Below are 24,629 nucleotides of genomic sequence, written 5' to 3'. Positions count from 1 at the left end.
AGGGCGGGGCGACGCTTACGCGTTGCGTTGGTGCGTCGCGTCTTCGGCCGCGTCGGCGGCGGCGGCCGCGGGGTCGGCGGGCGGCATCGCGTCGAACAGGCCGGGCGACGCAGGCCTGCGATCCGCTTCTGCTTCCGGCTCCGCGGCCGTGTCGTTGCGGGCGACTTCACGCGCGACGGGCGCGAGTTCGATCGCGTCGGGGGCTTCGGATTCGACTTCGGCTTCGACGTCGATGGGCGCGCTCGCGCTCACCGGTTCGTTCGCGACCGGCGTGTCGGTCCATGCGCCCGGCGAGGTCGCGGCGACGCGGTCGTAGCTGCTCGCCGTGGATTCGACGCTCGCGTCCATGCCTTGCGGCGTGCGCTCGACATCGTGCTCGGCTGGCGTTTCGGCGAAGGCGGCGTCGTGCGCGGCGGCCTGCTGCGGCGCGGCGGCGGCTTCCGCCGGCTGCATCGGGGCGGGTTCGGAGACAACCGGCTGCGACGCGACGGGCTGCGACGCGACGGGCTGCGACGCGACGGGCTGCGACGACGCGGCGGGTGCGACTTCGTCGTCGAAGTCGAACTCCGGCTGCGAGCGATGCTGCGCGACGACGTCGCCGGCTTCGGCTTCGTCGTGTTCGTCGCCGTGCTCGAGCGCTTCGCCGACGACTTCGCCCTCGGCGCCGCCCTGGCCACGTCGACGACGGCGACCACCGCGGCGGCCGCGACGACGGCGACCGCCGCCTTCGCCCGCATCGGCGTGCGTTGCATCGGCGTGCGTTGCATCGGTGGCGTCACCGGCGACGGCCTGCTGCGTGGCGTCCGCCGCCTGCGCAGCGTCGGACACTGCGATAGCGGCGTCGGCCGCAGGTGCGGCAGCGACGACAGTCGCGGCGATGACAGGTGCAGCGGCGACAGGTCCAGCGGCGGTCGGCGACGTGTTCGCCGTGTCGGCGTTGACGGATGCGGCATTCGTCGCGGCGGACTTCGCCTCGGCCGCGGCCTTGGCTTCGGCTTCCGCTTGCTGGCGCTGGCGCTTCTCTTCGTTGCGGCGCAGCTGTTCGGCACGCTGCTGCTCGGCGCGCTGCTGCTGTTCGAGGCGCTGCTGTTCGCGCTGCGCTTCGGTCAGCTCGGGCTTCGGCTGCTTCTGCTGTTGCTGGCCCTTCTGCTGCTGGCCCTTCTGCTGCTGCGGCTGGGCCTGCTTCTGCTGTTGCTGCTGCTGGCCCTGGCCTTTCTGCTGTTGCTGCTGGCCACGATCGCGACGCTGTTCGTCGCGGCGACCCTGGCCTTGCTGCTGGCGACCACGCTGGTCGCGCTGGTCACGACGACCATCGCGCTGGTCGCGACGACCGTCCTGGGGACGCGCAGTCGGCGTCGGCGCTGCAACCGGAGCCGGCGCGCCGAACAGGCGCTTCAGCCAACCGGAGAAGCCGCCGCTCGCCGCGACGGGCGCGACGGCCGCCACGGGTGCCGGAGCAGGCGCGGCCTTCGGTTCTTCGCGCACTTCTTCGCGAATCGGCGCCGGCTGCGCCGGACGCACGTTGGTGACCGCGGGCAGGTTCGGGATGTTGAGGTGCGCCTTGGTCAGCGCGTGCGTCGCGAGCTTGCGCGGCGTGCCGCGCTGGTAGCTCGGCTTGCTGGTTTCTTCGCTGAGTTCGTTCTCGCGGATGCGCGTGACTTCGTAGTGCGGCGTCTCGAGCTGGTCGTCGGCGACGATGACGATCGGGGCGTCGTGGCGCTGCTCGATCTCGCCGAGCGCGCGGCGCTTTTCGTTGAGCAGGTAGTTCGCGATCTCGGTCGGCGCCTGCACCAGCACCTGTCCGGTGTTTTCCTTCATCGCGTGCTCTTCGGCCACGCGCAGGATCGACAGCGACAGCGACTCGACGCTGCGCATGCGGCCATGGCCGTCGCAGCGCGGGCACACGAGCTGGCTGGATTCGCCGAGGCTCGGACGCAGGCGCTGGCGCGACATCTCGAGCAGGCCGAAGCGCGAGATGCGGCCGAGCTGCACGCGCGCGCGGTCGTACTTGAGCGAATGCTGCAGGCGGTTCTCGACTTCGCGCTGGTGCTTGTTCGACGACATGTCGATGAAGTCGATCACCACCAGGCCGCCGAGGTCGCGCAGGCGCAGCTGGCGCGCGACTTCCTCGGCCGCTTCCAGGTTTGTCTGGAACGCGGTCTCTTCGATGTCGCCGCCCTTGGTGGCGCGCGCGGAGTTGACGTCGACCGCGGTCAGCGCCTCGGTCTGGTCGATCACCAGCGCGCCGCCGGAGGGCAGGCGCACCGTGCGCTCGTACGCGTTCTCGATCTGCGATTCGATCTGGAAGCGGTTGAAGAGCGGGGTGTCGTCCGTGTAGTGCTTGAGCTTGCGCAGGTTGTGCGGCATCACCTGCTGCACGAACTCGCGGGCCTCGGTGAACATCTCGTCGGTGTCGACGAGGATTTCGCCGATGTCGGCGCGCATGTAGTCGCGCAGCGCGCGGATGATCAGGCGCGATTCCTGGTAGATCAGGAACGGGCTCGGCTTGCTCAGCGCGGCCTCGGCGATCGCCTTCCACACCTGCAGCAGGTAATCGAGGTCCCACTGCAGTTCTTCCGCGTCGCGACCCACGCCGGCGGTGCGGATGATGACGCCCATGTCGTCGGGGATCTGCAGCTTGTCCATCGCCTCCTTGAGGGCGGCGCGGTCGTCGCCTTCGATGCGGCGCGAGACGCCGCCCGCGGTCGGCGAGTTGGGCATCAGGACCATGTAGCGACCGGCGAGCGAGATGAACGTCGTCAGCGCCGCGCCCTTGTTGCCGCGTTCTTCCTTGTCGACCTGGACGACGATCTCCTGGCCTTCCTTCAACAGCTCGCGCAGCGACGCCTTGTTCGGGTCGACGCCGGCCTGGAAGTAGTCGCGGGAGATTTCCTTCAGCGGGAGGAAGCCGTGGCGCTCGCCACCGTATTCGACGAAGGCGGCTTCCAGGGAGGGCTCGAGTCGCGTGATGCGGCCCTTGTAGATATTCGACTTCTTCTGTTCCTTCGACGGCTGTTCGATGTCGATGTCGTACAGCGTCTGGCCGTCGACGATTGCGACGCGCAGTTCTTCCGCCTGCGTCGCGTTGATCAGCATTCGCTTCATTGTGCGTTCCTCGCGCGCTCTCGCACGCGGAACGCCGGGGCGTTCGCCTCTGGATACCGCTTCGCGCGCCGCTTGCGCCTTGCGCAGCGCGTCGCGCTTCGATGTATGCCAGCGCTACGACACCACGGCTAACCGCGGGAGCGCTTGTGTTGCTTATCCAATTTTCGGGGCCGGCGGCCGCTGGGCTGGGGGAGCTTCGCGTCGCGCGGGTCGTGTTCAGCGCCGATGTCTGACGCACCGGGCGATGGCCGGGCTTGCCGACGAGCCGCTAACATGGCCGCCCCGGGGGCGGTGGTCGCGCACTGTGTCGGGGATCGCGGAAGGCGGGCTTTCGGCCCGATAAGCGCGGGAACGCGAGGTTCGCGGTCCGTGGCGCAATCTCCCTGCGAAATCAAACCCTTACTTCGCGCGGCGAGTGTAGCAGGTCAAAGCCCGACGATGGACCCCACCGAACCCACCCCGAGCCGTCCCTCGGCCCCCGCGCGCACCGTGAAGGTGCCCGAAGACCGCGAGGGCCAGCGGCTCGACAACTTCCTCCTGGGCCAGCTCAAGGGCGCCCCGCGCTCGCTGGTCTACAAGCTCGTGCGCTCCGGGCAGGTTCGCGTGAACGGCGGCCGCGCGAGGGCCGAGCGCAAGCTCGAGGCCGGCGACGAGGTCCGCATCCCGCCGGTTCGCCTGGACGAGCCGGGCGAGAAGGGTACGCCGGCGCGCGGACTGCTCGAAGCGATGGAGGCGAGCATCGTGTTCGAGGATGCGCGCCTGCTCGCGATCAACAAGCCGTCGGGCGTCGCCAGCCACGGCGGCAGCGGCATCAGCTTCGGCGTGATCGAAACCCTGCGCGCGTTGCGCCCGAAGGACTCGCTCGAACTCGTGCATCGCCTCGATCGCGACACCTCGGGCCTGCTCGTGCTCGCGAAGAAGCGCTCGGCGCTCACCGAACTGCAGGCGCTGATGCGCGAGGACGGCGGCATCGCCAAGCGCTATCTCGCCTTGCTGATCGGCCGCATGCCGAGCGGCACGATGTCGGTCGACGCGCCGCTGCACATCGGCCTGCGCCAGGGCGGCGAACGCCACGTGCAAGTGAGTCCCGAAGGCAAGGCGTCGCTCAGCCACTTCAAGGCGCTCGAACGCCGCGGCGGCCAGTCGTATTGCGAAGTGCGCATCGAAACCGGCCGCACGCACCAGATCCGCGTGCACGCGCAGCACATCGGCCATCCGGTCGCCGGCGACGACAAGTACGGCGATGCGGCCGCGAACAAGCGGCTGCGCGAACAGGCGGGACTCAAGCGCATGTTCCTGCATGCATCGACGCTGGAATTCGCGCTCGACGGCGGGCGTGCGCCGTACCTGCTCAACGCGCCGCTGGCGCCCGAGCTGGTGGACGTGCTGGATCGACTGGCCTGATCGAGCAGGTTCGCCTGATCGCCTGATCGCGTTACGCCGGTGCGTCGGCCGCGAGGCGTTCGGCCTTCGCCGCGAGGATGAAGTCGTTCTCGCTCAGGCCGCCGACATCGTGGGTCGAGAAGCGCACGACGCAGCGGTCGTAATGCACGCCGAGGTCCGGGTGGTGGTCTTCGCGATTGGCGATCCAGGCCAGCGCGTTCACGAATGCGATGGTCCGCCAGTAATCCTTGAACTTGTAGGTCTTCACCAGCGCGTGGCCGTCCTCGGCCAGCTCCCAGCCCGGCACTTCCGGCAGGAGTTCGCGCACGCGGGCTTCGTTGAGCTTGTGCTCGGTGCCGCGGCGCGGGATGCAGTGGGCGTCGGCGAGGGCGATCAGGTCGGACATGGGGGCTTCACTCCGCGGCGTGCGCGCTGAACCAGAACACATCGGGCGTGGTCGCAGGGTGGACCCGCTGACTGCGACCACGCAATGGGTGGCTAGAATAGCCGCATGATCCAACTCTCCGAATCCGCGCAGGCGCATTTCGCCCGCCTGATCGAACGCGAAGCCCTGCCGGGCCTCGGCGTCCGCCTTTCCGCCGTGCATGCTGGCACGCCGCGCGCCGACGTGCGCCTGGAGTTCGCCGAACCGGCCGATCTCACCGGCGACGAATGGGCGGTCGATTGCGAAGGCTTCACCCTTTGGATCGATCCGGCCAGCGCGCCTTACCTCGACGCTGCAGAGATCGATTACGTGCAGTCGCCTACCGGCGGCCAACTGCAGATCCGCGCGCCGAAGATCAAGGGCGAGGCGCCGGCGGAGACCGCATCGCTCGTCGAGCGCGTGCGCTGGGTGGTCGAACAGGAGATCAATCCGCAACTCGCGCAACATCGCGGGCATGTGTCGGTGCAGGAGGTGTCGGCCGATGGCGTCGTGCTGCTGAGGTTCGGCGGCGGTTGCCACGGTTGCGGCATGGCGGACGTCACGCTGAAGCAGGGCATCGAGTCGACGCTGATGACGCGCGTCCCCGGCGTCACCGCGGTGCGCGACGCGACCGACCATGCGACCGGCTCGGCGCCCTACATCCCGCGCGACGCAGCCTGACGGTCCCGGCGAGCACGGCCTCCCAGCGTGTTCTCCGCCGCCGACATCATCGAAGCCCTCGGGCTGCGGCGCCGGCTGAAATCCATTCGACCGCAAGCGCCCGGCACGTTCCCGCCGGGTTGGCAGGCGTGGTTCGACACGATGCAGGCGACGCCACGCGGCGTCAGCGGTGCGATGCCGCAGGACGTCATCGCCGAACTCGTCCTGCGTCCGCTGAGCGCGCCACCGACGCGCGTCGCCAATCTCAATCGCTGGCAGGCGTTCGCGACGCTGTGGCGCCAGCAATGGCATCCGCCCGGGAAGGAAGAACGTGGCGTGCGCATTTTCGCCGCGTCCTTCAGTGCGGCGATGCACCTGTTCTTCGCGATCCTGCTGACGTGGCTCGCGTGGGTGCGCATTCCGCCGCCGCCGGCGGGCGAGGGCGACACGGTCGTGCAAGTCGAGTTCATCGGCACGGGCACGCCTGAAGACACCGGCGGCGGCGCCCCCCAGGGTCCGCAACCGGAGCCCGAGCAAACGGCCGCGGCGCCGGCTGCACCCGCTGCATCGCCGACGCCTACACAGGTGGAGCCGCAACCGCAACCGCCCGCGCCGCAACCCGAGCAAGTGCAACCGGAACCGGAACAACCGGTCGCTGCGCAACCGCCCGCGGAGCCGCAACCGCCGGAGCCGGAGCCGACGCCGATCGAAGTTCCGCCTGCCCCGCAACCGTTGCAGGTCACGCAGGTGCCGGAGCCCGACACCACGTTCGTGCTGCCGCCGCCGCGCCCGCGCGAAGTGAACGTGCCGCAGCCGAACCTCGTCGTGCCCGAGTTGCGCCAGCCCACCGAACGCACGCGCGTCGAACGCCTGCAACGCGAAACGCTCGATGCACCGCGCGTCGACGTGGAGCGCATTCGCGTCGCGCCGGTCGTTCGCGGCGAGGAATCGGCGCGACTCACGCAGGCATTGCCGACGATCAGCGCGCCCACGCGCGCGCAGGAAATCAGCGTGCCCGCGTTGCGCGGCGAAGAACGCGCGATCCCGATGCCTTCGCGCGGCACGACACCGACCGCCGCGGCACCGGGCGACTCCACGTCGACCACACCGTCCACCGCGCCGGGCACATCGACCGCAGCGACCAGTGCACAGCCGGGCGGGCAGCAAGCGCCGGGCGCGGGCACGTCGCCCGCGGCGCAACCGGGCGCGGGGCACGCACCGGGCGCGCCGCCCGGCGCGTGGCCGTCGCCGGAGCGCGGCGACGACTTCGGTGTCGGCACGCGCAATCGCCCCGGCGGAGCGCCGGGCGCGAGCGCCAGGCCCGGCATCTTCGACGAGCAAGGGCGTCCGAACATCGGCGAGCCGCCGACGCCGGGACAGAACGCGCCGGGCACGGTCGAGGCGCACATCGCCGACCTCGATCGCGCGGGCCAGTGGCTCAAGCGGCCGCCGCTGGATTACAAGCCGACGACGTTCGACAAGTACTGGCGTCCGCACGAAACGCTGCTGCAGGAATGGGTGCGCAAGGGCATCAAGTCGATCGCGATCCCGATCCCCGGCACCAACAAGAAACTTTCGTGCGTGGTGTCGATCCTGCAGTTCGGTGGCGGGTGTGGCTTGACCGATCCGGACATCAACAACCAGCCCGCCAGTGCGCGGCCCTCGCCGGACATTCCGTTCAAGCCGTGGTTGCAGGAAGACAACGGCAGCATCCGCACGCCGCCGCCGAACGCGTCGACGCGCGCGCAGCCGCCCGGGCTCTGATTCGCGAACGCCGCGTGCGACGTCGCAAACGAAAACGGCCCGCTTGCGCGGGCCGTCGTCGTTGAAGCGAGGCGGTGAAGCCTTATTCCATTTCGTGCAGGTCGGCCAACTGGCCCGGCACCGACTGGAAGTACGCGCCGAGGTCGGCGATCTGCTGGTCGGTGAGGTCCTTCGCCTGCGACGCCATCAGCGGATGCTGGCGATCGCCCTTGCGGTAGGCCAGCAGCGCGTGTTCGAGGTAGTCGGCGTACTGACCGCCGATCTTCGGATAGCTCGGATCGATCGGCGCGTTGCCGTCGGCGCCGTGGCAATCCACGCACGCCTGGCCGGTGGTCGCATTCTTGCTGGCCGCGAGTGTCTTGCCGGCTTCGATGTCGCCACCGGGCAGGCCGGCCGACGAAGACTTCACCGCTTCGTGGGCTTCGGCGCCGCCTTCGGCTTCGGCCGTCGGGGCTTCCGCGCCCGAGCAGGCGGTAAGGGCGAGGGTGAGCAGCGCGATGGCGAGCGCGGGCTTCTTGATCGTCATGGGTCGGCTCACTTCGCGGTCACGGTCGAGAGATAGGCGGCGAGATCGGCGATGTCCTGCGCGGAGAAACTCTGCGCCTGCGCCTGCATCGTCGGGTGCTTGCGCTTGCCTTCGCGATATTCGGTGAGCGCGTTGGTCAGGTACTGCTCCGACTGGCCGCCGATGCGCGGCACGTGATAGCTCGGGTACGCGTTCTTGTAACCCTCGACGCCATGGCAACCGCGGCAGGTGAAGGCGAGCTGGTGGCCGTTTTCCGGATTCCCCTTCAGCGCGACGGGCGCGGCAACGGCGGGAGTGGCGGCAGTCGTCGATGCGGCGGGCGCAGCGGCCGTGGAAGCGGCGGCAGGCGCAGCGGCGGTGGTCGCAACTGCCGGCTTGGCGGTGGCGGGCGCGGCGGGCTGCTGCGCGTGGGCGAGGAGCATGGGCGCCAGCAGCAGGCCGGCAGCGATCGTCAGCGGTCGCATCATTGAGTTAGTCCGCAAAGGAAATGTGTTCGAATGTTGCGCGACGCGTTCGTCATGTCCGCGTCTTGCAAGCGGCGAAGTATAGCTTGCACGTGAATGGAACCTGCAAACGCGTGGCCGTCGCGCGCGTAGCCCGTCGTGCAACCGGTTGGATGTCCGACGCATCCCTATCGTCGATCGCGCCTTTGTTCGCGCGCACCAGAAATCCACCGTGAAGTCACCATGACCTATGGCGCATGGCGGCTGAAGGTTGGAGTGATTTACTTGACTACAACACCCAAAGGGTCTGCCTCCATGCCTGCCATTGCCTCCTCCAACGGCCGCTTCATCCGTCGCGCCGGTCTCGTCCTCATCGCCTGCACCCTCGCGCTTTCTGCCTGCAAGAAGGGCGACGGGGACGCCATGGCCAAGGACAAGGAAGGGGACAAGGGCCCCGACGCCATCCCGGTCGAGGTCATGGCCGCCGCCAAGCGGCCGATCGCGGCCAGCTACACCGGCACCGCGCCGCTCGAAGCCCGCGGCGAATCGCAGGTGGTCGCCAAGACCTCCGGCGTCGCGCTCGACGTGCTGGTCGAGGAAGGCCAGCAGGTGAAGGCCGGCCAGCCGCTCGTGCGCCTGGACGCCTCGCGCGCCCAGTTGCAGGCCGCGCAGACCGCCGCGTTGATGAACAAGCTCGAAGCCAACTACAAGCGTTCGGTCACGCTCGCCGAGCAGAAGCTGATGAGCGCCAACGACATCGACACCATCCGCTTCGACCTCGAGAACGCACGCGCGGCCAACCGCCTCGCCAACCTCGAACTGTCGTACGCCAACGTCGTCGCGCCGATCTCCGGCGTGATCGCCGAGCGCAAGATCAAGGACGGCAACTTCGTGCAGATCAACACGCCGATCTTCCGCATCGTCGACAACTCGCAACTGGAAGCCACGCTCAACGTGCCCGAACGCGAAGTTGCCACGTTGCAGTCTGGCCTGACGGTCGACCTCGCGGTCGACGCACTGCCCGGCAAGAAGTTCCAGGGCACGATCGATCGCATCGCGCCGGTCGTCGACGCGGGCAGCGGCACGTTCCGCGTGATCTGCACGTTCGACGGCGGCGGTGCGCTGCAGCCCGGCATGTTCGGCCGCATCCGCATCGACTACGACCAGCGCACCGACGCGCTCGTCGTGCCGCGCGTCGCGTTGCTCGAAGACGAAGGCGAGGCCGCCGTGTTCGCGGTGAAGCAGGGCAAGGCCGTGCGCGTGCCGGTGAAGCTCGGCTACCTCGATGGCCAGTGGGCCGAAGTGCGCGATGGCCTGAAGGTCGGCGACCAGGTCGTCACCGCGGGCAAGGTCGCGCTGCGCGAAGGCAGCCCGGTGACCATCGTCGGCGACCAGAAGCCCGCCGCGCCGGCTGCCGCCGGCAAGGGCGTCGCCGCCGCGACCGCCGCGCGTTGATCGACGACCGCCCCAGGCCCGGAGCCCGCGCGTGAACCACACCACAGACTCTGCATCGTTCAGCGTCGTCGAATTCTCCACCCGTCGCCGCGTCACGGTGATGATGGCGACGCTCACCTTCTTCCTCTTCGGCCTGATCGCGCTGTCGAACCTGAAGGTCAACCTGCTGCCCGATCTCAGCTATCCGACGCTGACGGTGCGCACCGAATACACGGGCGCCGCGCCCGCGGAAATCGAAACGCTGATCACCGAGCCGGTGGAAGAAGCCGTCGGCGTGGTGAAGGGCTTGCGCAAACTCAAGTCGGTTTCGCGCACCGGGCAGAGCGACGTCGTGCTCGAGTTCGCCTGGGGCACCGACATGGACAAGGCGAGCCTGGAAGTGCGCGACAAGATGGAAGCGCTCGCGCTTCCGCTCGAAGCCAAGCCGCCGGTCCTGTTGCGCTTCAATCCGTCGACGGCGCCGATCATGCGCCTCGTGCTCGCCAACAAGGCGCGCGATTCGCAGGCCGCGCTCACCGCGCTGCGCCGCTACGCCGACGATGACCTGAAGAAGAAGCTCGAACCGGTCGAAGGCGTCGCCGCGGTCAAGGTCGGCGGCGGTCTCGAGGACGAAGTGCAGGTCGACATCGACCAGCAGAAGCTCGCGCAGCTCAACCTGCCGATCGACACCGTCATCCAGCGCCTGCAGCAGGAGAACATCAACATCTCCGGCGGTCGCCTGGAAGAAGGCTCGCAGCGTTTCCTCGTGCGCACGGTCAACCAGTTCGCGACCGTCGACGAAATCCGCGACATGCTCGTCACCACGCAGGCCGCAGGTGCCGGTGGTGCGTCGAGCGCGGCCGACGAAATGGCGCGCGTGGCCGCAGCGACCGGCAATGCGGCGGCGATGGCCGCGGCGGCGTCGGTGCAGGGCGCGTCGTCGGGCGGAGCCGCCGTCGCCGGCGGCAGGCCCATTCGCCTGAAGGACATCGCCGACGTTCGCCAGGGTTACAAGGAACGCGAAGCGATCATTCGCCTCGGCGGCCATGAAGCCGTCGAACTCGCGATCTACAAGGAAGGCGACGCCAACACCGTCGCCACCGCCGACGCCATCGCGGCGCAGATCGAGACGATCAAGAAGCAGATGCCGCCGGACATCGAACTGACGGTCATCGACGACCAGTCGCAGTTCATCCGCCACGCGATCAGCGACGTGAAATGGGATGCGGTGGTCGGCGGCGCGCTCGCGATCCTGATCATCTTCCTGTTCCTGCGCGACGGCTGGAGCACGTTCGTCGTCGGCCTGTCGCTGCCGGTGTCGATCGTCACCACGTTCTTTTTCATGGACCAGTTCGACCTGAGCCTCAACGTGATGTCGCTCGGCGGCCTCGCGCTCGCAACAGGTCTCGTGGTCGACGACTCGATCGTCGTGCTCGAATCGATCGCCAAGGCGCGCGAACGCGGACTCGGCGTCGTCGAAGCCGCGATCGCCGGCACGCGCGAAGTGAGCATGGCCGTCGTTGCGTCGACGCTGACCACGATCGCGGTGTTCCTGCCGCTGGTGTTCGTCGAAGGCATCGCCGGCCAGTTGTTCCGCGACCAGGCGCTGACCGTTGCGCTCGCCATCGCGATCTCGCTGGTCGTGTCGATGACGCTGATCCCGATGCTGTCCTCGATCCGCGGCCGCGCGCCGCTCGCGTTCAAGGAAGAAGCGCCGCATCCGCAGTGGACGCCGGACAAGAAGTGGCAGAAGCCCGTCGCCGCCACCGGCCGCGGCATCGGCTGGGCGCTGCGCAACCTGTTCTTCGGGATCTTCTGGTTGTTCGTGAAGGCGTGGCGTGGCGTCTCCGCTGTCGTCGGTCCGGTGATGCACGCCTTCAGCCGCTTCGCGATGGGCATCTACGAGCGCCTCGAAGCGCTGTACCTGCGCACGCTGCCCAACGCCCTCGCGCATCCGCGCAAGGTCGTCGCGATCGCCACCGGTGCGTTCCTCGCCACGCTGCTGTGCGTGCCGCTGCTCGGCGCGGACCTGATCCCGCAGCTCGCGCAGGATCGTTTCGAGATGACCGTGAAGCTGCCGCCCGGTACGCCGCTGCGCGACACCGATCGCGTCGTGCAGGGGTTGCAGCGCGAACACGGCAAGGACGAGCATCTCAACGCACTGTACGGCGTGAGCGGCACCGGCACGCGCCTGGATGCGAGCCCGACCGAGAGCGGCGAGAACATCGCCAAGCTCACCGCGGTGATGAAGGACGGCGGCAGCGAGAAGATCGAAGCGCAACTCACCGAGAAACTCCGCGACAGCATGCAGGGCCGCACCGACGCGCAGCTCGACTTCAGCCGTCCGGAACTCTTCAGCCTTTCGACGCCGCTGGAAATCGAACTGCAGGGCGCGGACCTGCCGCAGATCGAAGCCGCGGGTCGCAAACTCGCGACGATGCTGCGCGCGAACCCGCACTACGCCGACGTGACCTCGACGGTGGAGCAGGGCTTCCCCGAGATCCAGATCCGCTTCGACCAGGACCGCGCCGCGTCGCTGGGCCTGACCACGCGCCAGATCGCCGACGTCGTGGTGAAGAAGGTGCGCGGCGAAGTCGCCACGCGCTACTCCTTCCGCGATCGCAAGATCGACGTGCTGGTGCGCGCGCAGGAAACCGATCGCAGGTCGGTCGACGACATCCGCAACCTGATCGTCAATCCGAACAGCAGCACGCCGGTGCGCCTGTCGTCGGTGGCCGAAGTCGTCGCGGGCACGGGCCCGAGCGAGATCCACCGCGCCGACCAGGTGCGCGTGGCGATCGTGTCGGCGAACCTGCGCGACATCGACCTCGGCACGGCGGTGCAGGAAGTCGAGACGATGGTGCGCGAGTCGCCGCTCGGCGCCGACGTCGGCATGCACATCGGCGGCCAGGGCGAGGAACTGACGCGCTCGGTGAAGTCGCTGATGTTCGCGTTCGGCCTCGCGGTGTTCCTCGTCTACCTGGTGATGGCCTCGCAGTTCGAATCGCTGCTGCACCCGTTCGTCATCCTGTTCACCATCCCGCTCGCGCTGGTGGGTGCGGTGCTCGCGCTGCTGATCACCAACTCGGCGATCTCGGTGGTGGTGTTCATCGGCCTGATCCTGCTGGTCGGCCTGGTGGTGAAGAACGCGATCATCCTCATCGACAAGGTGAACCAGCTGCGCGAGGAAGGCGTGCCGAAGCACGAGGCCCTGATCCAGGGTGCGCGCTCGCGCCTGCGTCCGATCGCGATGACCACGTTGTGCACGCTGTTCGGCTTCCTGCCGCTGGCGCTCGCCTTCGGCGAAGGCGCGGAAGTGCGCTCGCCGATGGCGATCACCGTGATCGGCGGCCTGATGGTCTCCACGATGCTGACGCTGGTCGTGATCCCGGTCGTGTACGACCTGCTGGATCGCCGCTCGGACGAGTACTACGCGCAGAAACTGCGCAAGCAGCGCGCCGATGCGAAGGCCGCGAAGACGCTGATCGAGCACGACCAGGATCCCCTCAACGGCAGCGGTGGCGACGCGGCGCCGGAGGCCCACTCGTGAGCATCGCCGAGCTCAGCATCAAGCGGCCCGTCACCACCATCATGCTGTTCGTGTCGATGGTGGTCGTCGGCCTGATCGCGGCGGTGCGCCTGCCGCTGGAGGCGATGCCCGACGTGTCGGCGCCGTTCCTCTTCGTGCAGATGCCGTACGCGGGCTCCACGCCGGAAGAAGTGGAACGCACGATCCTGCGCCCGGTCGAGGAAACGCTCTCGACCATGACCGACGTCAAGTCGATGCAGAGCGAGGCGACGTCGGAGCAGGGCAGCGTGTTCCTGATGTTCTCCGACTGGGACCGCGACATCGAGATCGCCGCGGCCGAAGCGCGCGAACGCATCGACGCGATCCGCAACGACCTGCCCGACGATCTGCAGCGTTACTACGTGTGGAAGTGGTCGACCAGCGACGAGCCCGCGCTCGAACTGCGCCTGACCAGCAGGACGCTGGACCTGACCAAGGAATTCGACCGCATCGACCGCATCTACAAGCGGCGCCTGGAGCGCATCCCGGGCGTGGCGAAGGTCGAAGTCGAAGGCGCGCCGCAGAACGAAGTCGAGATCGCGATCGACCAGGACCGCCTCAACGCACACGGCCTGGCGCTCAACGAACTCGACGCGACGCTGCGCGCGATCAACTTCTCGGTGTCCGCGGGCCAGATCGACGACGGCGTGCAACGCCTGCGCGTGCAGCCGATCGGCGAACTCGCCGACCTGCAGCAGTTGCGCGATGTCGTACTCGGGCCCGGCGTGCGGTTGTCGGATGTCGCCGAGGTGCGCCTGAAGCCGGAGAAGATGCCCTACGGCCGTCGCCTCGACGGACGCCCGGCGGTCGGCATCGACGTGTACAAGGAACGCGACGCCAATCTCGTCGACGTCTCGCGCCGCGTGCGCGCCGAACTCGCGTTGATCGAGCAGGAAGGCGGCGTTCCCGACCTCGACATGCTCGTGCAATGGGACGCCGGCGAAAGCGTCACCGGTTCGCTGCTCGGCCTCGCCGAAGCCGGCGGCATCGGCCTGCTGCTGTCGATCGCGGTGCTGTACTTCTTCCTGCGCCACTGGCCGTCGACGCTGATGGTGACGCTCGCGATCCCGATCTGCTTCATCATGACGCTGGGCTTCATGTACTTCGTCGGCATCACGCTGAACGTGCTGACGATGATGGGCCTGCTGCTGGCGATCGGCATGCTGGTCGACAACGCGGTCGTGGTGGTGGAGAGCATCTACCAGGAGCGCGAACGCCTCGGCGGACAGCCCGTGCTCGCCTCGATCATCGGCACGCGCCACGTCGCCATCGCGCTGTCGGCGGGCACGCTGTGCCACTGCATCGTGTTCGTGCCGAACCTGTTCGGCGAAAAGAACATGATCAGCATCTACATGGGCCAGATCGCCATCACTATCTGCGTATCGCTGCTCGCTTCGTGGCTGGTGGCCGTGAGCCTGATCCCGATGCTGTCGGCGCGCATGAAGACGCCGCCGGCGGTGCGCAACGAGAACGGCGTGATCTCGCGCCTGCAGCGCCGCTACGCCGGCCTGCTGCGCTGGACGCTGGAACACCGCGGCCTGAGCGTGCTCGGCATCCTGATGATCGTGGTGGTGAGCATCGGCCCGATGATGTGGACGAAGTCGAACATGTTCGGCGGCGACGACCTCGGCGAGATCGACATCTACTACCAGTGGAAGGGCGCCTACACGAAGGAGCAGATGTCGGCCGAGATCCTCAAGGTCGAACAGTACCTCGACGCGCACCGCAAGGACTTCCACATCGACCAGGTCTTCTCGCGCTACCGCGAGCAGGGCTGGGCGGGCACCAACGTCAAGCTGTCGACCAAGGACGGGGAAGAGATCGCGAAGATCACCGAGACGATGCGCAAGGAGATGCCGAAGTCGGCGCGCGCCACCATCGGCATCGGCAACCAGGGCGGCATGGAAGGCGGCAACGACGGCAAGGAAATCCAGGTGATGCTGGTGGGCGACTCGACGCAGACGCTCAACGAGATCGCGCAGGATGTCGTGCCGTTGCTCGCGCGCCGCCCGGAACTGCGCGACGTGCGCATCGACAGCGGCGACCAGAACAGCGAACTCACCGTGCAGGTGGACCGCGAACGCGCGGCGGCCTTCGGCTTCACCGCGAACGACGTGGCGACCTTCGTCGGCCTGGCGTTGCGCGGCGCGCCGTTGCGCGAGTTCCGTCGCGGCGACATCGAAGTGCCCGTGTGGGTGCGTTTCGCGGGCGCCGACGATTACGGCACCGAGGACCTGGCCAGCTTCACCGTGCGTGCGGCGGATGGCCGCAGCGTGCCGCTGCTCGCGATGGTCAACGTGGCGGTGCGCCCGTCCGCGTCGTCGATCGAGCGCACCAACCGCCAGACCACGCTCACGATCACGGCAGGCATCGCGGATAAGGTCACGCAGCCGGATTCGCGCAAGGCCATCGACGAAACGCTGGGCAAGGCGCGGGAAGGCTTCCCGCCGGGCTACAGCTACTCGTTCGAACGGCCGGAGTTCATGAGCGACGAGGAGGCCGTCAAGCAGATGATGATGAACCTCGTGCTCGCGCTGGTGATGATCTACGTGGTGATGGCCGCGGTGTTCGAATCGCTGCTGTTCCCCTCGGCGATCATGAGCGGCGTGCTGTTCTCGATCTTCGGCGTGTACTGGCTGTTCTGGCTGACCGGCACCGAGTTCAACATCATGGCCTTCATCGGCATCCTGGTGCTGATGGGCGTGGTGGTGAACAACGGCATCGTGATGGTCGAACACATCAACAACCTGCGTCGACGAGGACTGTCCCGCACGGATGCGTTGGTGGAAGGCAGCAAGGAGCGCCTGCGCCCGATCCTGATGACGATGGGCACGGCGATCCTGGCGATGGTGCCGATCGCGGTCGGCAACACCCAGATGGCCGGCGACGGTCCCGCGTACTACCCGATGGCGCGCGCGATCGCCGGCGGCCTCGCGTTCTCGACGGTGGTGAGCCTGCTGTTCCTGCCGACGATCTACGCGATGCTCGACGACCTGCGCCTGGGCACGGCCCGCACCATCGCGCGTGCGCGCGGCAAGCAGGCGTCGCCCGCGGCGGCGACCGTCACCGCCCTCAACGTCGACTGATCCGCCAACGCGACTTGCTCGAAGCGACGCGGATCTGACGACGCGCGACCTGATCGAAGCGACGGGGGTCAGATCGCAATTTCCACCGGAAATTGTGCTCTGACCCCTGTTTTGCTCCTACCCGAGCAACTTCCCAAGCATCTTCGCGCCCCCCAGCCAAACACCGATCGCGGTGCCCAGGCTCGTGAGGAAGAAGTTGAGCAACACCCGCGCGACGCGGTTGCGATACCAGCCGCGCACGCTCTGCACGTCGTCGCGCAACGCCATGAAGTCCGCGTAGGTCGGCTTGCGCACCCACGCTTCGACCAGCGCACTGACGGTGCCGGATGCGAGTGCCGGATGCAGCGGCGTCACCGGCGATGCGATGAACGCGGCGATGATGCTGAGCGGATGACCGCCCGCCGCGGCGCAACCGATCGCGCCAAGCGTGCCGGTGATGAACACCCAATACATCATCAGCTCGGCGCCGACGTCCAGGCCGCCGCGCCAGAAGCCCCACGCGAAACCGCCGAGCACGAAGGCCGCGAGGATCATCGTGAACCACGGGAAGCCCGACTTCTCCTTCACCGCTTCGAGCTCGGTGCGGATGTCGGCGGGCGCGCGCGTTTCTTCGCGCAGGTGGTTCGCCAGGCCCTGCAGGTGGCCCGCGCCGACGACCGCGAGCACGTGCCGCGCGCCGCTTTCGGCGTTCGCGCTCTCGCGCAGGCGCGCGGCCATGTAGCGGTCGCGTTCGGAGATCACCGTGTCGAACAACGCGGGGCTGTCTTCCGCGAATTCGCCGAAGCTGGATTCGAGCAGGTCGCCTTGCTTCAGTTTTTCGATCTCGTCGTGGCCGACGTCTTCGTCGGCGAACAACGACGCGACGAGACCGCCGCCGAGCTTCGCGCGTCCCCACCAGCCCAGGCGTTGCGACGCGCGCTTGAACGTCAGGCCGACATCGCGATCGATCAGGTGCACGGCGAGGTTGCGCTCGCGGCCGTCGACGACCGCGGCCTTGAGCTCGGCGCCGGGCTCGATGCCGAGCTGTTCGGCGAGGCGACGCTGGTAGGCGGCGAGCCCGAGGTTCGCCGCGAACAACGCAGTCTTGCCTTCGCGCAACACCTTGACCAGGTCGAGGCGGGCGAGGGCGTCGGGATCCGAGAGCGCCGCGAGGCGCTGCGGATCGAGTTCGACCGCGATGGTGTCGTAATCGCCGCTTGCGATCGCCGCGCGCACGGCATCGACGCTCGCGCGCGAGACATGCGCGGTGCCCAGCAGCGTGTAGGCGACGCCGTCGCGATCGACGCGAACGTGCGGCTGGTCGGCGAGGGCGGTGCTTTGCGTCGGGGAATCGGTCATCTGGGAGAACGTCGCTGCGGTCGCGCAGCATAGACGCTCGCGCAGATCAGGCGAAACCGTACGGCAGGTTCGGCGAGGACACGACGCGTTCGCCGACCGTTTCCCCGCGCAGGAAGCGCAGGGCCGCCGCGATCGTGCCCGCGTCGCCGGCGATGCGGTTGTGGCCGAGGCCGCGGGTCGTCACCAGGCGCGAATCGGCCCAGTAGCGCGCATATCGCTCGCCTTCCGACCACGGCACTTCGCGATCCTCGAGGTCGTGCACGATCAGTGCCGGCCGCGCGATCAGCGGCGCGTTGTGATGCGCCTGCAGGTCGTCGAAGGCGACACCGACGTGGCGTTCGAACGAGCAGATCAGCGCGCGGAACAGCCGCTGCGGCAGCGCGACCATCTGCGCGAAGCGTTCGGTCGCCGCCTCCGGGTCCGCCGCGGGTGCGATCAGCAGCACGCGTTCGGCCTGCAGGCCATGCGCGAGCGCGACGCTCGCCGCGGCGCCCCCGAGCGAATGCCCGACGAGCAGCGCCGCAGGGCCGAAGCGACGGCCGACTTCGAGCAGCGTGTTCGCGAAGCACGGCAGGGTCGCCTGTTCGCCCGAGCTGCGGCCGTGCGCCGGCTGGTCGAATGCGACCACCGCGTAACCAGCTTCGCGCAACTTCGGCACCCACGGCAGGAAACGCGTGCCGTGGCTCGACCAGCCGTGCGCGAACAGCACGTACGGCTGGCGCGCGGGATTGCCCCACACGTAGGTCGCGATGTCCTGGCCGTTGACGGTGAAGCTGCTCGTTCGCGCATCGCCGATCGGCGCGGCGATGGCGCGCGCCCGGCTCGAACGGAACGGTGTCGCGAACAACTTGCCCGCGGCGCGCAACGTCGTGCGCGGATTCAATGCACCGAGGACCTGGAAGCGAAGGCGCACCGCGCCAAGCTGCAGCGAGGAGCGAACGGTCGTGCTAATTCTGGAGACAGGCGATGCCATGGGGGGCCTCCGAAGTGCGATCAGCGTTGGGGGGAGTTGGCGGCGATCCACCGCTCGACGGCGGCGTCGCCGTGGCGTCGCGCCACGTCGTAGCCGAACAAGCCGGCTTCGTGGTGGACGGTCAGCGGAATGGCGTAAAGCTCGAACACGTATTGCGCGACGTCGGCGGGCACCAGGTGGCCCGCATCGATCGCGAGTTGCACGGCGCGCGCGAGTTCGCTGCGCCAGCGACGTTCGTTGTGCATGACCTGGTCGTGCAATGCGCCGGGGCGATCGTCGTATTCCATGACCGATGCCATCAACACGCAACCGCCGCCGGCAGTGCTGCGCACCCATTCGAACCAGTGCTCCATGATCGCGCGCAAACGCGGCAGGCCACGCGGTTGCGACAGCGCCGGCATCAGCACGGCGTTGCCGAAACGCAGCGCCGCTTCTTCGAGCACCGCGAGCTGCAGGTCTTCGCGCGAACCGAAGTGCGCGAACACGCCGCTCTTCGACATGCCCACCGCGGCGGCGAGCGGCCCGATCGACAAGCCTTCGACGCCCGAGGCGCGGGCGATGTCGTAGGCCCGCGCGACGATGGACTCGCGGGTCGCGGCGCCTTTGGTCGTGGCGGTCTGGGTGGTCATGGGAGCGGACGATAGCACGATCGTTCGTTTTTATCCGACCGCTCGTCGGTACGCCCGTGAGGCGAACTGATCAATCGCGATAGCGCTTCAGCAAATCCTGATACGCATCGATGCGGCGATCGCGCAGGAACGGCCAGATCCGCCGCACATGCTCGCTGCGCTCCATGTCGACCTCGGCCATCAGGATCTCGGGTTCGTCCTGGTTGGCCTCGGCGAGGAACTCGCCCTGCGGACCGAGCACGTGGCTCGAGCCCCAGAACCGAATGCCCGAGGTCCCCAGCGGCGAAGCCTCGTGACCGACGCGATTGCAGCTCAGCACCGGCAGACCGTTGGCGACCGAATGGCCGCGGTGGCTGAGGATCCATGCGTTGCGCTGTCGATCCTTTTCGGCCTGCTCGTCATCGGGATCCCAGCCGATCGCGGTCGGGTAGAGCAGCAGTTCCGCGCCGGCGAGCGCCATCAGGCGCGCGCCTTCGGGGTACCACTGGTCCCAGCAGACCATCAGCCCGAGGCGACCGACCGACGTGTCGATCGGCTCGAACCCGATGTCGCCCGGCGTGAAGTAGAACTTCTCGTAGAAGCCCGGGTCGTCGGGGATGTGCATCTTGCGGTACTTGCCCGCGACACGGCCGTCGTTTTCGAACACGACCGCGGTGTTGTGGTACAGGCCGGTCGCACGCTTCTCGAACAGCGAACTCACCAGCACGAGGTTGTGTTGCTTCGCGAGCTTGCCGAGGCGTTCGGTGCTCGGGCCGGGAATGGTTTCCGCGAGGTCGAACTCGCCGACGCTTTCGTGCTGGCAGAAGTACGGACCGTTGTGCAGCTCCTGCAGCAGCACGAGCTTCGCGCCGCGCCTGGCGGCTTCGGCCACGCGCGATTCGATCACCGCCAGGTTGTCGTCGGCCGAACCATGGTTGCGCTCCTGGATGAGCGCGACGGGCAACGTGGTCTTGCGGGTCATCGCACGAGTCCTTGCGGCAATTGCATCGTGATGCAGTGGAGGCTGCCGTTCTGCCAGATCAGCGAGCGGCACGGGACCTGCACGATGTCGCGACCGGGGAAGGCCTTTTCAAGCACCGCGGCGGCCTGTGCATCGGCGGGATCGCCGTACGCGGGCATCAGCACGGCGCCATCGACGATCAGGAAGTTCGCGTACGACGCGGCCAGGCGCCGGCCTTCGTCCAGCACCGGCTGCGCCCACGGCAGCGGATACAGCGTGTACGGCTTGCCGTCGCGCGTGCGCAGCGCGGCGATGTCGTCGGACATCGCGCGCAGTTCGGCGTAGTGCGAATCCGACGGATCGTCGCAGGCCTGGAAGACGATCGCGTCGTTCGGCGCGAGGCGGGCGAGGGTGTCGATGTGCGCGTCGGTGTCGTCGCCTTCGAGGTAGCCGTGGTCGAGCCACAGCACGCGGTCCTGGCGCAGCCAGTCCTTCAGGCGCGTTTCGAGCGACGCACGGTCGGCGTCGGGATGGCGTTCGTGCAGGCACTTCCACGTCGTGAGCAGCGTGCCGGCGCCGTCGGTTTCGATCGCGCCGCCTTCGAGTGCGAAGTCGATCGGCGTGCGATGCGCGCGATCGAAGACGCCGTGCGCTTCGAGGTTCTCGATCAACCGGTCGTCGCGACTGGCTTCGAACTTGCCGCCCCAGCCGGTGAAGCGGAAATCGAGCAGGTTGAAGCCGTCGTCCGTGCGCAGCGTGATCGGGCCGCTGTCGCGGCACCACGTGTCGTCGTATTCGACTTCGACGAATCGCACGCGCGACAGGTCGACGCGATTGGAGCGCAATCGCGCCTCGGCGTACGTCTGCAGGTCTTCATCGGCGACGCAGATCACCACGCGCGTGTAACGCACGAGTGCCTTGACGAGGGCGATGTAGGTGTCCTCGACGTCGCCCAGGCGGTCGGCCCAGTCGGTGTCGGCGTGCGGCCAGGCAATGAGAACCGCGGACTGGGGTTCCCATTCCGCGGGAAAGCGTTCGGTCATCAGCGGATGGCGGGTTTCGGGCCCACTTCGTTTGCGTCGGCCTTGATGGCGACGGCGTCGACGACGCGGCTCTTCTCGAAGTAGACGGTGAACGTCGGATAGGTCCAACGGTTGATGGTCGGCCACTGCTTCTTCTGGCCGCCGCGCGGATCGAGCTTGCTGGCCGGCGCGCCGAACTGCGCCTCGACCTGCTGCATGGTCATGCCGCGGGCGGGCATCGCCGACTTGTTTTCCTGCTGCACGCGCTCGATCAGGAGGGTGTCGCCCTCCACGACCCGCGCTTCCTGCGCCGGCTGCGCGTCCTGCGCCTGCGGCGCGCTGTCCTGCGCGAACGCCATGCCCGAGAAGGCGAGGGCGAACGACGAAACCACGATGCGAACGATCATGCGAGCTCTCTCCCCAGCGCATTCACCTGAATGCAGTGGCCGGATTGTAAGCACAAGGATGCGGGCGCCGGGATGACGCGTGCGTCACCTTTCGCACGACGCATGCCTCGAAGACGCATGCCCCGGAAACGAGAAAGCCGCCTCGCGGCGGCTTTCATCGCTCAGGCAAGTGCCCGTGGCTCAGCGCTGGCGCGCCTTGAAACGCGGGTTGGACTTGCAGATCACGAAGACCTTGCCACGACGGCGGACCACCTTGCAGTCGCGGTGACGGGCCTTCGCCGACTTCAAAGAGGACAGGACCTTCATGGAAAACCTCGGCAAAGATTGATGGGTGTGACGCGAAGCCGCGCATTCTGACGGGTTTTCTTCGGCGGCTCAAGTGGTTGCACTACACTCGTGCCCCATGACCGACGCCAACCCCGCAGCGAGCTCCATTCCCGTCCTCGCGATCGACGGCCCTTCCGGTTCCGGCAAGGGCACCATCAGCCGCCTCGTCGCCCAGCGCGTGGGCTGGCATTTCCTCGATTCCGGCGCACTGTACCGGGGCGTGGGCCTGGCCGCCGCCTGGGGCGACATCGACCTATCCGACGCCTCGGCGCTGGTCCGCTGCACCTTCGACACGCAGATCCAGTTCCTGGAGAACGGCGGCGGGGAGCCGCACATCATCGTGAACGGGAAGGACGCGACCGACGAGCTGCGCACCGAGACCGCCGGTGCGGCCGCTTCGGCCATCGCCGCGATCCCGGAGGTCCGCGCCGCGCTGAAGGACCGCCAGCGGGCATATCGCCAGCCGCCGGGCCTGGTGGCCGACGGACGGGACATGGGGACGGTGATCTTCCCCGACGCGCCGTACAAGGTCTTCCTGACGGCCAGTGCGGAAGAGCGGGCCGAAAGGCGCCATAAACAGTTGAGCGAAAAAGGCATTTCCGTTACATTGCCCGGTCTGTTGCGCGAGATCCTCGCCCGCGACGCCCGCGATGCGACCCGGGCAGTGGCGCCCTTGCGGCCGGCCGAAGACGCCGTCCGGATCGACACCACCGGCCTTTCGATCGAAGCCGTCGTCGAGCGCGTGCTGGCCTTGTTGCCGGCGCGCTGAGCAGGCGATCTCGCAGACAGAACAGCCCGAGCGGCGCATCGTGCGCCGCGCGGTTCATTCCTCCAACCCCAGGCGCTTCATCCCGAAGCTCCCCCAGAGAATCTCCATGTCCGCTGCAATGACAGAATCTTTTGCCGAACTGTTCGAACAGAGCCAGGCCAACCTCGCCAAGCTCAAGCCGGGCGCCATCGTCACCGGCGTCGTCGTCGAGGTGCGTACCGACGTCGTCGTGATCAACGCCGGCCTCAAGTCCGAAGGCATCGTGCCGATCGAACAGTTCCGCAACGACGCCGGCGAAATCGACGTTGGCGTGGGCGACGAAGTGAAGGTCGCCCTCGACTCGCTCGAGAATGGCTTCGGCGAAACCGTGCTGTCGCGTGAGAAGGCCAAGCGCGCGATGGTGTGGGACGAACTCGAGCAGGCGCTCGAGAAGAACGAAACGATCACCGGCCGCATCAGCGGCAAGGTCAAGGGCGGTTTCACCGTCGACATCAAGGATGTCCGCGCGTTCCTGCCGGGCTCGCTGGTCGACGTGCGCCCGGTCCGCGACCCGGTGTACCTCGAGGGCAAGGAACTCGAGTTCAAGCTCATCAAGCTCGATCGCAAGCGCAACAACGTCGTTGTTTCGCGCCGCGCCGTCGTCGAGAGCGAACACTCGGAAGAGCGCGAGCAGCTGCTCGAGAAGCTGGTCGAAGGCGCCGTGCTCAAGGGCGTCGTCAAGAACCTCACCGATTACGGTGCGTTCGTCGACCTCGGCGGCATCGACGGCCTGCTGCACATCACCGACATGGCGTGGAAGCGCGTGCGCCATCCGTCCGAAGTGGTGGAAGTCGGCCAGGAACTCGACGTCCGCGTGCTCAAGTACGACCGCGAGCGCAACCGCGTCAGCCTCGGCCTGAAGCAGCTGGGCGAGGATCCGTGGGACAACATCGCCCGTCGTTACCCGGCCAACACCCGCGTGTTCGGCAAGGTCTCCAACGTCACCGATTACGGTGCGTTCGTCGAGATCGAGCCGGGCGTCGAAGGCCTCGTGCACGTGTCGGAAATGGATTGGACGAACAAGAACGTCAATCCGTCGAAGGTCGTGCAGGTCGGCGACGAAGTGCAGGTCATGGTGCTCGACGTGGATGAAGAGCGTCGCCGCATCTCGCTCGGCATGAAGCAGGTCACCAGCAATCCGTGGGAGACCTTCGCCGCGATCCACAAGAAGAACGACAAGGTGTCGGGCCAGATCAAGTCGATCACCGACTTCGGCATCTTCATCGGCCTGGACGGCGGTATCGATGGCCTGATCCACCTGTCGGACATCAGCTGGAACTCGACCGGCGAAGACGTCGCGCGCAACTTCAAGAAGGGCGACACCCTTGAAGCCGTCGTGCTCGCCGTCGACCCGGAACGCGAGCGCATCTCGCTGGGCGTCAAGCAGCTCGAGCAGGATCCGTTCGGCCAGTACATGGCGGCGAACCCGAAGGGCTCGAAGGTCAAGGGCACCGTCAAGGAAGTGGACGCCAAGGGCGCGACCATCGACCTCGGCGACGGCGTGGAAGGTTACGTCTCGGCCCGCGACATCGCGCACGAGCGTATCGACGACGCCAGCCAGCACCTGAAGGCCGGCGACCAGGTCGAAGCCAAGTTCATCGGCATGGACCGCAAGGGCCGCACGCTGCAGCTGTCGATCAAGGCGAAGGACGAGGCGGACACCGCCGAAGCCCTGGCCGAGTACAACAAGACTTCGGATGCCGCCAGCGGCACGACGAAGCTTGGCGCGCTGCTGCGCGAACAGCTGAACAGCAAGTCCGAGTAATGCAGTACCGCGAGGGCGGCCCGGGTT

At 67.8% G+C, this 24,629-nt stretch carries 19 protein-coding genes; 8 read left to right on the top strand and 11 right to left on the bottom strand.

Annotation, left to right across the window (positions count from 1 at the left end):
• Window positions 1–15: 15 nt before the first annotated feature.
• Window positions 16–3,105, bottom strand: a complete 3,090-nt coding sequence (rne, locus tag LK996_RS00310; protein WP_230525183.1) for a ribonuclease E — start codon at window positions 3,103–3,105, stop codon at window positions 16–18.
• 438 nt (window positions 3,106–3,543) lie between these two features.
• Between rne and LK996_RS00305 the strand changes: the two genes are divergently transcribed.
• Window positions 3,544–4,509: an RluA family pseudouridine synthase gene (locus tag LK996_RS00305; RefSeq protein ID WP_230525182.1), complete on the top strand. Its 966-nt coding sequence runs from the start codon at window positions 3,544–3,546 to the stop codon at window positions 4,507–4,509.
• 31 nt (window positions 4,510–4,540) lie between these two features.
• Here the strand turns inward: LK996_RS00305 and LK996_RS00300 are convergent, their stop codons facing one another.
• On the bottom strand, window positions 4,541–4,894 hold the full coding sequence (locus tag LK996_RS00300; protein WP_230525181.1) for a 4a-hydroxytetrahydrobiopterin dehydratase: 354 nt from the start codon (window positions 4,892–4,894) through the stop codon (window positions 4,541–4,543).
• 105 nt (window positions 4,895–4,999) lie between these two features.
• Here LK996_RS00300 and LK996_RS00295 point away from each other — a divergent pair, with 105 nt between their 5' ends.
• Both LK996_RS00295 and LK996_RS00290 read left to right on the top strand, forming a co-directional pair.
• The gene (locus LK996_RS00295) at window positions 5,000–5,593 is read left to right on the top strand and encodes an NfuA family Fe-S biogenesis protein (protein ID WP_230525180.1); all 594 of its coding nucleotides are present in this window, start codon (window positions 5,000–5,002) and stop codon (window positions 5,591–5,593) included.
• Window positions 5,594–5,620: 27 nt separating this feature from the next.
• Window positions 5,621–7,336, top strand: coding sequence for a hypothetical protein (locus tag LK996_RS00290; protein WP_230525179.1), 1,716 nt, complete (start codon window positions 5,621–5,623; stop codon window positions 7,334–7,336).
• Between the two features lie 82 nt (window positions 7,337–7,418).
• Here LK996_RS00290 and LK996_RS00285 read toward each other — a convergent pair whose 3' ends face one another.
• Together LK996_RS00285 and LK996_RS00280 are read right to left on the bottom strand one after the other, a co-directional pair.
• Window positions 7,419–7,862 (bottom strand): c-type cytochrome, encoded by a 444-nt coding sequence (locus tag LK996_RS00285; RefSeq protein ID WP_230525178.1) that lies wholly within the window; start codon window positions 7,860–7,862, stop codon window positions 7,419–7,421.
• A gap of 8 nt (window positions 7,863–7,870) precedes the next feature.
• Window positions 7,871–8,326: a c-type cytochrome gene (locus LK996_RS00280; RefSeq protein WP_230526797.1), complete on the bottom strand. Its 456-nt coding sequence runs from the start codon at window positions 8,324–8,326 to the stop codon at window positions 7,871–7,873.
• Between the two features lie 294 nt (window positions 8,327–8,620).
• Between LK996_RS00280 and LK996_RS00275 the strand changes: the two genes are divergently transcribed.
• From LK996_RS00275 to LK996_RS00265, 3 genes are read left to right on the top strand one after another with little or no spacing between them, the layout of a single operon-like run.
• On the top strand, window positions 8,621–9,760 hold the full coding sequence (locus LK996_RS00275) for an efflux RND transporter periplasmic adaptor subunit (RefSeq protein WP_230525177.1): 1,140 nt from the start codon (window positions 8,621–8,623) through the stop codon (window positions 9,758–9,760).
• 31 nt (window positions 9,761–9,791) lie between these two features.
• Window positions 9,792–13,289 carry an efflux RND transporter permease subunit gene (locus tag LK996_RS00270; RefSeq protein WP_230525176.1) on the top strand — a complete coding sequence of 1,166 codons (3,498 nt, stop codon included), beginning with the start codon at window positions 9,792–9,794 and terminating at the stop codon, window positions 13,287–13,289.
• Entirely contained in the window at window positions 13,286–16,393 is a 3,108-nt protein-coding gene (locus tag LK996_RS00265) for an efflux RND transporter permease subunit (protein ID WP_230525175.1), read from the top strand. The genes LK996_RS00270 and LK996_RS00265 overlap by 4 nt, the downstream gene beginning before the upstream one ends.
• 117 nt (window positions 16,394–16,510) lie before the next feature.
• Here the strand turns inward: LK996_RS00265 and LK996_RS00260 are convergent, their stop codons facing one another.
• From LK996_RS00260 to ykgO, 7 genes are all read right to left on the bottom strand, one after another.
• Window positions 16,511–17,731, bottom strand: coding sequence for a TraB/GumN family protein (locus tag LK996_RS00260; RefSeq protein ID WP_230525174.1), 1,221 nt, complete (start codon window positions 17,729–17,731; stop codon window positions 16,511–16,513).
• A 46-nt stretch (window positions 17,732–17,777) separates the two neighbouring features.
• A complete protein-coding gene (locus LK996_RS00255) occupies window positions 17,778–18,704 on the bottom strand; it encodes an alpha/beta hydrolase (RefSeq protein WP_230525173.1) in 927 nt (308 codons plus the stop codon).
• Between the two features lie 20 nt (window positions 18,705–18,724).
• The gene (locus LK996_RS00250) at window positions 18,725–19,333 is read right to left on the bottom strand and encodes a TetR/AcrR family transcriptional regulator (RefSeq protein ID WP_230525172.1); all 609 of its coding nucleotides are present in this window, start codon (window positions 19,331–19,333) and stop codon (window positions 18,725–18,727) included.
• Between the two features lie 70 nt (window positions 19,334–19,403).
• On the bottom strand, window positions 19,404–20,294 hold the full coding sequence (locus LK996_RS00245) for a carbon-nitrogen hydrolase (RefSeq protein WP_230525171.1): 891 nt from the start codon (window positions 20,292–20,294) through the stop codon (window positions 19,404–19,406).
• Entirely contained in the window at window positions 20,291–21,316 is a 1,026-nt protein-coding gene (locus tag LK996_RS00240) for an agmatine deiminase family protein (protein ID WP_230525170.1), read from the bottom strand. Before LK996_RS00240 ends, LK996_RS00245 begins: the two co-directional genes overlap by 4 nt.
• Entirely contained in the window at window positions 21,316–21,702 is a 387-nt protein-coding gene (locus LK996_RS00235) for a hypothetical protein (protein WP_425493687.1), read from the bottom strand. The genes LK996_RS00240 and LK996_RS00235 overlap by 1 nt, the downstream gene beginning before the upstream one ends.
• A 180-nt stretch (window positions 21,703–21,882) precedes the next feature.
• Window positions 21,883–22,008: a type B 50S ribosomal protein L36 gene (ykgO, locus tag LK996_RS00230; RefSeq protein ID WP_010342887.1), complete on the bottom strand. Its 126-nt coding sequence runs from the start codon at window positions 22,006–22,008 to the stop codon at window positions 21,883–21,885.
• 97 nt (window positions 22,009–22,105) lie between these two features.
• Here ykgO and cmk point away from each other — a divergent pair, with 97 nt between their 5' ends.
• Both cmk and rpsA read left to right on the top strand, forming a co-directional pair.
• Window positions 22,106–22,798, top strand: coding sequence for a (d)CMP kinase (gene cmk / locus LK996_RS00225; RefSeq protein ID WP_230525169.1), 693 nt, complete (start codon window positions 22,106–22,108; stop codon window positions 22,796–22,798).
• 106 nt (window positions 22,799–22,904) lie between these two features.
• Window positions 22,905–24,602 carry a 30S ribosomal protein S1 gene (gene rpsA, locus LK996_RS00220; RefSeq protein ID WP_255656129.1) on the top strand — a complete coding sequence of 566 codons (1,698 nt, stop codon included), beginning with the start codon at window positions 22,905–22,907 and terminating at the stop codon, window positions 24,600–24,602.
• Window positions 24,603–24,629 lie beyond the last annotated feature (27 nt).

This window comes from Noviluteimonas lactosilytica, assembly GCF_020866925.1.
In the GTDB taxonomy this organism is placed as follows: Bacteria; Pseudomonadota; Gammaproteobacteria; order Xanthomonadales; family Xanthomonadaceae; genus Noviluteimonas; species Noviluteimonas lactosilytica.
The sequence above is the reverse complement of the archived record's forward strand: the minus strand, read 5'-3'. Positions and strand labels throughout refer to the sequence as shown.